This window comes from Rhodococcus sp. R1101, assembly GCF_000278445.1.
GTDB classification, from domain to species: Bacteria; Actinomycetota; Actinomycetes; order Mycobacteriales; family Mycobacteriaceae; genus Rhodococcus; species Rhodococcus gordoniae.
The window spans coordinates 1-11145 of the sequence record NZ_AJVB01000091.1 but is presented as its reverse complement, the minus strand read 5'-3'; the positions used below and the strand labels follow the sequence as shown (position 1 = coordinate 11145).

Here is an 11145-nt window from a genome sequence, read left to right as displayed (position 1 = left end):
CTGACCACCAAGTCGTACAGCGCGACCGTGCGTCTCGGCCAGAGCACCGTGACCGACGACGCCGAAGGTGAGACCGTCGCGACGGCGGACGCCACCCATGTGACCGACGAGCAGATCGCCGAGGCCGTCGCCGCGCTGACCGGCGACATCCAGCAGGTGCCCGCCAGTGTCAGCGCCATCAAGATCGACGGGAAACGTGCCTACGCCCGTATGCGGGAGGGGGAAACGGTCGAGCTGAAGGCCCGGCCGGTGACGGTCTCCCGCTTCGACGTCCGCGCACGCCGTGATGTGCCCGAGAACGGGTTCGTGGACCTCGACGTCGACGTGGACTGCTCGTCCGGCACCTACATCCGCGCGCTCGCACGCGATCTCGGTGCGGCCCTCGGAGTCGGTGGTCACCTGACCGTGCTGCGCCGCACGCAGGTCGGCCCGTTCGACCTCGGGCACGCCCGCACGCTCGAGCAGCTCGCGGACGATCCGACACCGAGCCTGGACATCGACGCGGCGGTACGCACCGCCTTCGAGTGCCGGACGATCAGCGACGAGGAAGCGGGTCTGCTCGCGAACGGCCGTTGGCTCGAACCCGTCGGACTGCGCGGTGTCTACGCTGCCGTCGACTCCCGGGGACGGGCAGCGGCGCTGCTCCAGGAGAAGGGCAGCCGCGCGTCGGCCGTCTTCGTGGTGCGGCCCGCCAACATGTGATCGGCCAGGCTCGCCACACGGACCGCGGGCTCGCAACACTGTCGGCCGGCGACGGTGTTGCGAGCCTTCTGCCGTTGGTGTGAGCCTGCCTGTGTTGCGAGCTCCGCCTGTGTTGTGAGTTCTGCCCCGGACCGGGTCAGACGAGCCAGATCGCCTCGGCCGCCGGGTGGCCGAGATCGATCGTGGGTCCTTCGGTCCTGCCGAGCCGAATCGAGATGGTGCCCGCGAAGTCTCGGCGTTCGAGCACGGTGATGTCGGTGTCCAGTGCGATGCCCACCTCGTCGAAGTAGCGCAACATGGCCGGGTCGGAGTCGGAGATGCGGGCCACCCGTCCGTGGTCGCCGTCGCGGAACTCGCTCAGGGCACGCGCCGGCGGTGAGGGGATCGTGCCGTCGGGTGACGGGATCGGGTCGCCGTGCGGGTCGCGTTCGGGATGGCCGAGTTTGGCGTCGATCGCCGCGACCATCCGTTCGGAGACGGCGTGTTCCAGGATCTCGGCTTCGTCGTGGACCTCGTCCCACCCGTAGTCGAGCTCGCGGACGAGGAACGTCTCGATGAGGCGGTGGCGGCGGACCATCGCCACCGCGGCCTGCCGCCCCTCGTCGGTGAGGGAGATCGCACCGTAGCGTTCGTGGTCGACGAGTCCCTGATCGGCGAGGCGGCGCACCGCTTCGGACACGGTGGACGCCGACACGCCGAGCTTCTCCGCGAGCAGCTTGGTCGAGATCTTGTCTCCGGACCACTCCTGGACCGTCCACATGATCTTGAGATAGTCCTGCGCCACCGAGGACAGCAGTTCGGTCGCGGTGGTCTCGTTACTCTCAGGCACGCGTCCAGCTTAGGTAACCGTCACCCGGGAATCACGCTCTCCGTCGGCTCGCTCGTCTTCACGCCCTCCGGCGGCCGGCGGCGCGTCACGAATCGGGTGACGACGCCCTGCCGCGGTGCGAACAGGTACGCGAGGGTGAAGACCACGGCCTGGGCGAGCACCACCACGCCGCCGGTCGCGGCGTCGGTGTAGTAGCTGGTGTACACACCGACCACCGACGCGATCACGGCGAGCACCGGCGCGATCACCAGCATCCGGGCCATCCGGTCGGTGAGCAGATATGCGGTCGCGCCCGGAATGATGAGCATCGCGACGACCAGGATCACCCCGACCGCCTGCAGCGCGCTGACGATGGTGACCGCCAGCAGCGACAGCAGCAGTGCCGACAACGCGGCGGGGGACAGGCCGAGCGTGTGTGCCTGGACGCGGTCGAAAGCGAACAGCGTCAGATCGCGGCGCTTCGCGACGAGCACGGCCAGGACGACGGCCGCCAGGATCGAGACCTGCCAGACGTCGCCCGTGGCGAGGCCGAGCAGGTTGCCGAACAGCACGTGGTGCAGGTCGATCTGGCTCGGGTTCTTCGAGATCAGCACCACGCCGAGGGCGAACAGCGTCGTGAAGACGATGCCGATCGTGGCGTCCTCCTTCACGCGGCTCGTTCCGCGGACGAGCCAGATCAACGCCACGGCGATCCCGGCGAAGACCAGAGCGCCGAGCGCGAACGGCACTCCTACCAGGTAGGCGAGCACGACGCCGGGCAGCACGGCATGCGAGACCGCGTCGCCCATCAGCGACCAGCCGATGAGCACGAGCCAGCAACTGAGCAGGGCGCACACGACGGTCGCGGCGACAGCCACGAGCAGCGCGCGCTGCATGAAGCCGTACTGCAGGGGTTCGATCAGCACGTCGATCATCGTCCGGCCTCCTGTGCGTATGTCTCCCGTGCGAGGTCCTCGGCTCGTCCACCGTTCACCGGTGGGGGAGCGCCGAAGGCGCGGGCGAGGTTCTCCGGGCGGAGAATTTCCTCGGGAGTGCCGTGAACGAGGACACGGCGCTGCAGTAGCACCGCCTCGTCGCACAGCTGCGTCAGACCCGCGAGATCGTGGGTGGCCACGAGGATCGCGTGGCCGCTCGCGGCCAGTTCGCGGATGACGGCGGTCAGTGCGTGCTCGGTGGTGGTGTCGACCCCCGCGAACGGCTCGTCGAGCAGCAGCAACGGCGAGCCCTGCGCGATCGCCCGTGCCACGAAGACACGCTTGCGCTGGCCGCCCGAGAGCTGCCCGATCTGACGGCCGGAGAGCGCGGTCATGCCCACGCGGTCGAGTGCGGCGTCGACGGCCTCGTGATCGGCGGGACGCGGTCGGCGCAGGAAGCCCTGGTGGCCGTAGCGTCCCGTCATGACGACGTCGCGCACACCGATCGGGAAGTTCCAGTCGACCGCCTCGGACTGCGGCACGTAGGCGACCTGTGTGCGGCGCCGCGCCGCGGCGGTGGTGGCCCCGCCGATGGTGACGCGGCCCGAGGTGGGCCGCACCAGACCCATGATGGTCTTGAACAGCGTCGATTTGCCCGAGCCGTTCGTGCCCACGAGTCCGCACACGCGGCCCGGTGCGAGCTTCAGGGTGACGTCCTGCAGGGCCAGAACGGTGTCGTAGCGCACCGTCAGGTCGTCGACGAACAGTGCAGGTGCGTCGAGTGTCGAGGTCATGAGCTCAGTCCTGTCGTGATGACGTCGATGTCGTGCCGGAGCAGATCGAGGTAGGTGGGCACGGGCCCGTCCGGCTCGGACAGCGAGTCGACGTAGAGGATCCCGCCGAATTCGGTTCCGGTGTCGGCCGCGACCTGCCGTTGCGCTTTGTCCGAGACGGTCGACTCGCAGAACACCGCGGGTACCTCGTTGGTGCGTACGAAATCGACGGTGCGCGCGATCTGCTGGGGAGTGCCCTGCTGCTCCGAGTTCACCGGCCACAGATAGGCCTCCTGCAGTCCGGCGTCGCGGGCGAGATAGCTGAACGCCCCCTCGCAGGTGACGAGTGCGCGCCGATTCGCGGGAACACCGTCGAGGGCGCTGACGAGTTCGGCGTGGAGACCGTCGAGTTCGGCGGTGTACGCCTCGGCGCGGGCCGCGAAGTCGTCCGAGTGCTCGGGCGCGAGATCGGCCAGTGCAGTGGCGATGTTGTCGACGTAGATACGGGCCGCGAGAGGGGACATCCAGGCATGGGGGTTGTACGGTCCCGTCGCCGCGCCCTCACCGATGGGCAGCGGATCCACACCTTCGCTCACGACCACGTGCTCGGCGTCGACATCGGTGACGAACTGCTCGAACCACCGTTCGAGACCGAGTCCGTTGTCGAGGATCAGGTCGGCGTCGGTCGCGAACCGCAGGTCGCCCGGCGTGGGCTCGTAGCCGTGGACCTCCGCTCCGGGCTTGGTGATGGACTCCACCCGCACGTGTTCACCGGCGATGTTCCGAGTCATGTCGGCGAGCACCGTGAAGGTGGTGAGGACCAGGGGGCGGTCGTCGGCGGAGCCTGTGGTCGAGCACGCCGCGAGGGTGGCGGCACAGGCGGTGGCCGCGAGAGCGGCGACCACGCGGCCGGCGTGGGAACGTACGGTGCATGTTCTGCGGGCTGTCGACAAAAAGTTAGGCACACCGAAATTATGCATTCGCACGGCCGTCAGCGTCACGCGGCCACGTCGTGGCACAGCCGAACGTGCCCTGCCCGCGCACGCGCCGTAGGCTGCCGATGTGCAGAGATGGCGAGGTCTGGACGAAATTCCCGCGGACTGGGGTCGGTGTGTACTCACGATCGGTGTGTTCGACGGTGTACACCGCGGCCATCAGCAGCTCATAGCGCGTGCCGTGGAAGCGGCCCGCGCGCGCGGCGTGGCCGCCGTGCTCATGACCTTCGATCCCCACCCCATGGAAGTGGTCCGCCCGGGTAGCCATCCCGCACAGCTCACCACTCTGGCGCGACGCGCCGAACTCGCCGAGGAACTCGGCATCGACGTCTTCTGCGTCATGCCCTTCACCCCGGAGTTCATGAAGCTCTCGCCGGAGCGGTATGCCCACGAGATCCTCGTGGAGCGCCTGCACGTGGCCGAGGTCGTCGTGGGGGAGAACTTCACCTTCGGGAAGAAGGCGGCCGGCACCGTCGACATGCTGCGCTCCATCGGCGAGCGTTTCGGGTTCGCGGTGCAGGGGCTCACGCTGGTCGCCGAGCACGCCGTGACGTTCTCGTCGACGTACATCCGTTCGTGCGTCGACGCCGGTGACGTCGCCGCGGCCGCGGACGCACTCGGGCGCCCGCATCGGGTCGAGGGTGTCGTCGTACACGGCGACGGTCGCGGACGCGGTCTCGGATTCCCGACCGCCAACGTCGCCCCGCCGATCTACGCGGCGATCCCCGCCGACGGCGTCTACGCGGCCTGGTTCACCGTGCTCGACTCCGGTTCGCCCGTCGACGGGCTGACCGCCGGTCAGCGCTACCTCGCGGCAGTCTCGGTGGGCACCAATCCCACCTTCTCCGGACGCAAGCGCACGGTGGAGGCGTTCGTCCTCGACGAGAAGGCCGATCTGTACGGCCAGCACGTGGCGGTCGATTTCGTCGAGCGGCTGCGGGGCATGGAGAAGTTCGATTCCGTGGAAGCATTGATCTCCGCGATGCACCGCGACGCCGAACGCGCACGACAGGTCCTCACGAACACCGCGTAGCGACGCCCGTGTCGTCGGAACGGATGAGACTGCATGGAGGATCGCCGCCGCCCCCGCCGTCTCTGATAGGCTCGACCGTCGGTGCGTGCTGCGGTTCGCGGTGGCCGTACCGGGCGGACTTCGTCCGTCTTCCGTCACGCGGACGTCAGTTGTACAGGAGTGACCCAGTGGCTCTGACCACCGACCAGAAGAAGCAGATCCTCGGCGAGTACGGCCTCCACGAGACCGACACCGGTTCCCCCGAGGCGCAGGTGGCACTGCTCACCAAGCGCATCGTGGACCTCACCGAGCACCTCAAGCAGCACAAGCACGACCACCACTCCCGCCGCGGCCTGCTGCTGCTGGTCGGTCGTCGCCGCCGCCTGCTGAAGTACGTCGAGAAGGTCGACGTCGAGCGTTACCGCTCGCTCATCCAGCGTCTGGGTCTGCGTCGCTGACGCGGACACGACACGACCTGATCTGCATTCGCTGATCTTTTCCGGCAGCCGACGGGGTACCCATTACACTGGGCCTCGTTGGCTGCCGGTGTTTGTGCCGGTTCGGCCGGCGACTTCCATCGCCTCCAGAGGTGATGATCCGTATGCACCGACGGTGTCGGTCCTCGGTAGTGACCTTCCGGTCCCGTCGGGTGTCGTATCCCGAATCCGCCGGAGGGTTTCGATCGACGACCGCCTCCGTGAGTCGGTGCGCAGCCGTGGCCACGGGGGTCGCGGCGCCCGCGTGGGTACGGCGAAGACGAAGAGGGAAGAGAAGACATACAGATGACAAGCACTACCGCAGTCGAGATCGACGAAGGGGTCTACGAGACCACCGCGACGCTCGACAACGGTGCCTTCGGCACCCGCACCATCCGTTTCGAGACCGGCCGCCTCGCTCGCCAGGCCGCCGGTTCGGTCGTCGCCTATCTCGACGACGAGACCATGCTGCTCTCCGCCACCAGTGCGTCGAAGCAGCCCAAAGAGCATTTCGACTTCTTTCCGCTGACGGTCGACGTCGAAGAGCGCATGTACGCCGCGGGTCGCATCCCCGGCTCGTTCTTCCGTCGTGAGGGACGCCCCTCCACCGACGCGATCCTCACCTGCCGTCTGATCGACCGGCCGCTGCGCCCGTCCTTCGTCGACGGACTGCGCAACGAGATCCAGGTCGTCGTCACGGTTCTGAGCCTGAACCCGAACGACCTCTACGACGTCGTCGCCATCAACGCCGCATCCGCGTCCACCCAGCTCGCAGGCCTGCCGTTCTCCGGCCCCGTCGGCGGCGTGCGTGTCGCGCTGATCACCTCCGACGACAACAAGTCGGGCCAGTGGGTCGCGTTCCCGACCGTCGAGCAGCTCGAGAACGCCGTCTTCGACATGGTCGTCGCCGGCCGGATCGTCGGCGGAGCCGACAACCCGGACACCGCCGACGTCGCGATCATGATGGTCGAGGCCGAGGCGACCGAGAACGTCATCGCGCTCGTCGACGGTGGTGCGCAGGCACCGACCGAGACGATCGTCGCCGAGGGCCTCGAGGCTGCCAAGCCCTTCATCGCCCGCCTGTGCATCGCGCAGCAGCAGCTCGCCGCTGCCTCCGCGAAGCCGACCGGTGATTTCCCGCTGTTCCCGGCCTACCAGGACGACGTGTACGCCGCGGTCGAGGCCGCAGCGTCGGAGAAGCTCGCCGAGGCGCTCACCATCGCCGGCAAGCAGGACCGCGACGACCGCACCGACGAGATCAAGGTCGAGGTGCTCGAGCAGGTCGCCCCGAACTTCGAGGGTCGCGAGAAGGAGATCGGCGCGGCCTTCCGCTCGCTCACCAAGAAGCTCGTGCGTCAGCGCATCCTGCGCGACCAGTTCCGCATCGACGGCCGCGGTGTCACCGACATCCGCGCGCTCTCGGCGGAGGTCGCCGTGGTGCCGCGCGCGCACGGTTCGGCGCTGTTCGAGCGTGGCGAGACCCAGATCATGGGTGTGACCACTCTCGACATGGTGAAGATGGCGCAGCAGGTCGACTCGCTCGGCCCCGAGACCAGCAAGCGCTACATGCACCACTACAACTTCCCGCCGTACTCCACCGGTGAGACCGGCCGGGTGGGCTCCCCGAAGCGTCGCGAGATCGGCCACGGTGCGCTCGCCGAGCGTGCCCTGATGCCGGTGCTCCCGAGCCAGGAGGAGTTCCCCTACGCGATCCGTCAGGTGTCCGAGGCCCTGAGCTCCAACGGCTCGACCTCCATGGGTTCGGTGTGTGCCTCGACCCTGTCGATGCTCAACGCCGGTGTGCCGCTCAAGGCTCCCGTCGCGGGCATCGCGATGGGCCTGGTCTCCGACGAGATCGAGCTCGAGGACGGTTCCCGCGAGACCCGGTACGTCGCCCTCACCGACATCCTCGGTGCGGAGGACGCCTTCGGCGACATGGACTTCAAGGTCGCCGGTACCAAGGACTTCGTCACAGCCCTGCAGCTCGACACCAAGCTCGACGGCATCCCCTCGCAGGTGCTCGCCGGTGCGCTCTCGCAGGCCCACGACGCCCGTGCCACGATCCTCGAGGTCATGGCGGAGGCCATCGACGCCCCGGACGAGATGAGCGAGTTCGCTCCGCGCATCACCACCATCAAGGTCCCGGTGGACAAGATCGGTGAGGTCATCGGCCCCAAGGGCAAGATGATCAACTCGATCACCGAGGAGACCGGCGCCAACATCTCCATCGAAGATGACGGCACCGTCTACGTCGGTGCGGCGGACGGCCCGTCCGCGCAGGCCGCGATCGACAAGATCAACGCCATCGCCAACCCGCAGCTGCCGAAGGTCGGCGAGCGCTTCCTCGGCACCGTGGTCAAGACCACGGCGTTCGGCGCGTTCGTGTCCCTGCTCCCCGGCCGCGACGGACTGGTGCACATCAGCAAGCTGGGCAACGGCAAGCGCATCGCCAAGGTCGAGGATGTCGTGAACGTCGGATCGAAGATCCGTGTCGAGATCGCCGACATCGACAACCGCGGCAAGATCAGCCTCGTCCCCGTCGAGGACGAGTCGGCCGAGGCCACTGCGACCGGCGAGGGCGCCGAGTCCTGATTCTCACCCGGCCGCCTGCCGGTTTCCGGTAGGCGCCTGAACTCGCACCCGTGGTGCCCGACATTCGTTCGGGCACCACGGGTGCGTCGTTTCCGGCCCGGCGACCACCGGGTGCCACGGCCGGACGTCGCGAAGGCGAGGATCTTCCGAAGTGCGTCCCCGGCACCGGCAGGAATGGTTTCCTGAAGGTGTGAGCACCGCCACTCCCGAAGGTCTCGGACGAGCGCAGGGCGCGAATCTGGCGTTGGCGACCTGGGTGTCCGCAATCAACTTCTGGGCCTGGAACATGATCGGGCCGTTGTCGACGACCTACGCCACCGACATGTCGCTCAGCAGCACGGAAGCGTCGATGCTGGTGGCTACACCGATCCTCGTCGGCTCCCTCGGCCGCATCGCGGTGGGAGCGATGACGGACCGGTACGGCGGGCGGGCGATGTTCATCGCCATCTCCCTGCTGTCGATCGTGCCCGTCGTCGCGGTCGGGTTCGTCGCTGAAGCGGGGTCGTTTCCGCTCCTGCTCGTCTGCGGCTTCTTCCTCGGTATCGCGGGCACCATCTTCGCCGTCGGTATCCCGTTCGCCAACAACTGGTACGAACCCGCCCGCCGGGGCTTCGCGACCGGCGTGTTCGGCGCCGGCATGGTCGGCACCGCGCTGTCCGCCTTCTTCACCCCTCGCTTCGTGAACTGGTTCGGGCTGGTGCCCACGCATCTGATCGTCGCGGGGGCCCTCGCGGTGACGGCGGTGGTGTGCATCCTCGTGATGCGCAACGCACCTTATTTCACCCCCAACACCGATCCGGTCCTGCCGAAATTGGCCGTCGCGGCGAAACTCCGCGTCACCTGGGAGATGTCGTTCCTCTACGCCGTCGTATTCGGCGGGTTCGTGGCGTTCAGCACCTACCTGCCCACCTACATCAAGACGATCTACGACTTCTCCACCGTCGACGCCGGAACACGCACCGCCGGTTTCGCGGTCGCCGCGGTCCTCGCACGGCCCGTAGGTGGAGCACTGTCGGATCGGGTGCCCCCGAAATACGTCGTGCTCACCTCGTTCGCCGGCACCGCGGTGATGGCCGTGATCGCGACCTTCAAGCCCCCGGCGGATCTGTGGTCGGCCGCCACCTTCATCACGCTGGCGATCTTCCTCGGCATCGGAACCGGGGGCGTCTTCGCCTGGGTGGCCCGGCGGGCACCCGCACATGCGGTGGGGAGCGTCACGGGCATCGTGGCCGCGGCGGGAGGGCTGGGCGGCTACTTCCCGCCTCTGGTGATGGGCGCCACCTACAACGCCGAGGACAACGACTACACGGTCGGTCTGCTCCTGCTCGCCGTGACCGCACTGGTGTGCCTGCTCTACACCGCGTTCCGCCTGCATGCCCACGAACCACCCCCGCGGGCCGCAGGCTCCGTGATCCGCGACGACCGTGAGGTACGTGAGGAGAAGCCGTGACGGACACCGCCGGAGTCGGGAACCGGATCGAGGAACTGCTCGTACGCAGCGGACGGTTCTTCACGTCCGGCGAGCAGTCCGCCGATACACGCACCGTCACCCGGCGGGGTGGTCGCGAAGGCGACATCTTCTACCGGGACCGCTGGAGTCACGACAAGGTCGTCCGGTCCACCCACGGGGTGAACTGCACCGGCTCGTGCTCGTGGAAGATCTACGTCAAGGACGGCATCATCACCTGGGAGACCCAGGAAACCGATTATCCCACAGTGGGTCCCGACCGGCCGGAGTACGAACCGCGGGGATGCCCGCGCGGCGCGGCATTCTCCTGGTACACCTACTCGCCGACGCGTGTGCGGTATCCGTACGCGCGGGGCCTGCTCGTCGAGATGTACCGGGAGGCCAGACAGCGGCTCGGCGATCCGGTACTCGCGTGGGCCGACATCCAGAGCGATCCGGAGCGCCGCCGGCGCTACCAGCGTGCCCGCGGTAAGGGTGGGCTGGTGAGGATCACGTGGGCCGAGGCCACCGAGATGATCGCCGCGGCCCACGTCCACACCATCGAGGTGTACGGTCCCGACCGGGTGGCCGGCTTCTCTCCGATCCCCGCCATGTCGATGGTCTCGTTCGCTGCCGGTTCGCGGTTCATCGAACTGCTCGGCGGCGTGATGACCTCGTTCTACGACTGGTACGCAGACCTGCCGGTGGCGTCGCCGCAGGTCTTCGGCGACCAGACCGACGTGCCGGAATCGGGGGACTGGTGGGATGCCTCCTACCTGATGATGTGGGGCTCGAACGTGCCGGTCACCCGCACGCCGGACGCGCACTGGATGACGGAGGTCCGCTACCGGGGTACCAAGGTCGTCTCGGTGAGCCCCGATTACGCCGACAACACCAAGTTCGCCGACGAGTGGATGCCGTGCGCGGCAGGTACCGACGGGGCCCTGGCGATGGCGATGGGACATGTGCTGCTGAACGAATTCTATGTGCAGCAGCGGGTTCCGTTCTTCGTCGACTACGTCCGCCGGTACACCGACCTGCCGTTCCTCGTGCGGCTCGAGGAACGCGACGGAAAGCTCGTGCCGGGCAAGAACCTCACGGCTGCCGACCTGGGGCACAGCGTCGAGAACGCGGCCTTCAAACCGGTCCTCCTCGACGGGGCGACCGACACGGTCGTCGTACCACCGGGCTCGCTCGGCTTCCGCTACGGCGACGACGGCGTCGGCAAGTGGAATCTCGAACTCGGCGACCTCGTCCCGGCACTGACGGTCGCGCCCGCCGGTGGGAGAGCGGGGGAGACCGCCACGGTGTACCTGCCGAGTTTCGACACCGTCGACGGCCACGGTGAGAGCATCGAACGGGGCGTACCGGTCCGTCGGGTCGGGGACCATCTCGTCTGCACCGT

Annotated in this window: 10 protein-coding genes; 6 read left to right on the top strand and 4 right to left on the bottom strand. The window is 68.0% G+C overall.

Annotated features, from left to right (window positions below; translation table 11 throughout):
- The coding region (locus R1101_RS0108825) for a tRNA pseudouridine synthase B (RefSeq protein WP_016933078.1) at nucleotides 1–702 on the top strand (702 nt) is incomplete at its 5' end.
- Between the two features lie 136 nt (nucleotides 703–838).
- On the opposite strand, the gene R1101_RS0108820 is transcribed toward R1101_RS0108825, so the two are convergent.
- Genes R1101_RS0108820 through R1101_RS0108805 form a run of 4 tightly spaced genes read right to left on the bottom strand, consistent with a single transcriptional unit; the run spans nucleotide 839 to nucleotide 4123 of the window.
- Nucleotides 839–1531 (bottom strand): metal-dependent transcriptional regulator, encoded by a 693-nt coding sequence (locus R1101_RS0108820; protein WP_016933077.1) that lies wholly within the window; start codon nucleotides 1529–1531, stop codon nucleotides 839–841.
- Between the two features lie 20 nt (nucleotides 1532–1551).
- The gene (locus tag R1101_RS0108815) at nucleotides 1552–2445 is read right to left on the bottom strand and encodes a metal ABC transporter permease (protein ID WP_016933076.1); all 894 of its coding nucleotides are present in this window, start codon (nucleotides 2443–2445) and stop codon (nucleotides 1552–1554) included.
- Entirely contained in the window at nucleotides 2442–3239 is a 798-nt protein-coding gene (locus R1101_RS0108810) for a metal ABC transporter ATP-binding protein (protein ID WP_016933075.1), read from the bottom strand. The genes R1101_RS0108815 and R1101_RS0108810 overlap by 4 nt, the downstream gene beginning before the upstream one ends.
- Nucleotides 3236–4123, bottom strand: a complete 888-nt coding sequence (locus R1101_RS0108805) for a metal ABC transporter substrate-binding protein (protein WP_016933074.1) — start codon at nucleotides 4121–4123, stop codon at nucleotides 3236–3238. The genes R1101_RS0108810 and R1101_RS0108805 overlap by 4 nt, the downstream gene beginning before the upstream one ends.
- Nucleotides 4124–4280: 157 nt before the next feature.
- Here R1101_RS0108805 and R1101_RS0108800 point away from each other — a divergent pair, with 157 nt between their 5' ends.
- The 5 genes from R1101_RS0108800 to R1101_RS0108780 all read left to right on the top strand — a co-directional run.
- Nucleotides 4281–5246, top strand: coding sequence for a bifunctional riboflavin kinase/FAD synthetase (locus R1101_RS0108800; protein WP_016933073.1), 966 nt, complete (start codon nucleotides 4281–4283; stop codon nucleotides 5244–5246).
- A gap of 167 nt (nucleotides 5247–5413) precedes the next feature.
- Complete coding sequence (gene rpsO, locus R1101_RS0108795; protein WP_016933072.1) at nucleotides 5414–5683, top strand: 30S ribosomal protein S15; 270 nt, start codon at nucleotides 5414–5416, stop codon at nucleotides 5681–5683.
- A 324-nt stretch (nucleotides 5684–6007) separates the two neighbouring features.
- Nucleotides 6008–8293: a polyribonucleotide nucleotidyltransferase gene (locus R1101_RS0108790; RefSeq protein ID WP_016933071.1), complete on the top strand. Its 2286-nt coding sequence runs from the start codon at nucleotides 6008–6010 to the stop codon at nucleotides 8291–8293.
- Nucleotides 8294–8483: 190 nt separating this feature from the next.
- A complete protein-coding gene (locus tag R1101_RS0108785) occupies nucleotides 8484–9743 on the top strand; it encodes a nitrate/nitrite transporter (protein WP_016933069.1) in 1260 nt (419 codons plus the stop codon).
- The coding region (locus R1101_RS0108780) for a molybdopterin-dependent oxidoreductase (RefSeq protein WP_016933068.1) at nucleotides 9740–11145 on the top strand (1406 nt) is incomplete at its 3' end. The genes R1101_RS0108785 and R1101_RS0108780, both read left to right, overlap by 4 nt.